This window comes from Xenorhabdus miraniensis, from assembly GCF_002632615.1.
In genome coordinates this window covers 1-630 of record NZ_NITZ01000107.1, presented here as the reverse complement: position 1 = coordinate 630, position 630 = coordinate 1, and the positions used below count along the sequence as shown (strand labels likewise).

1 protein-coding gene is annotated in these 630 nt (G+C 63.2%); it reads right to left on the bottom strand.

What is annotated here, in order from left to right; translation table 11 throughout:
• Positions 1-630: tyrosine-type recombinase/integrase (locus tag Xmir_RS22270; RefSeq protein WP_145956965.1), on the bottom strand; the 630-nt coding region annotated here is incomplete at both ends.

Genomic DNA, 630 nt, shown 5'->3' with positions numbered 1-630 from the left:
CGGAACAGGTGACAGGCACCGGGTTTATCGAGCTGCGCCTGTTCACGGATAGCCTTGCCGACCAGTTGGCTTAAGTAATCACACGACAGGCCGCGTCCCCGGTCGGAGATAAACAGGTAACCACTGTCCCGATGCGCCGCCAGCCGCGGGCGGACCTGCCCCAGATAGCGGGTGAGCCAGTCCAGTGCCCGGGTGCCGAGGGGCACCACCCGGTCTTTCTGCCCCTTGCCCTGACGCACACAGAGCACCCCGCGCCCGCTGTCAATGTCCCCGGGGCGCAGGTTCGCCAGTTCCATCCGGCGAATGCCACTGCTCCAGAGCACTTCCAGCATCACCCGGTTGCGAAAACCGTGCAGCGTCCCGCAGTCCAGACTGGTGAGCACCTGCCCGATTTCGGCCACATTCATCACCTGTCCGGGTAAGCGTTTTTCTTTTTTCGGCAGCACGAGCTGGTCAGCCGGGTTGTATAAAATCTGGTGACGGTGCAGCAGCGCGCGGAACCACAGCCGTAAAGCATTGAGCCGCTCACGCTGACCGTTGTTGCGGTAAGGCTGCCCGTCCGCCTTGCGGTATGCACGCAGATAACGCTGCCAGCTTTCCAGCACCGACAGCGAGACCTGCGGGGCGGTG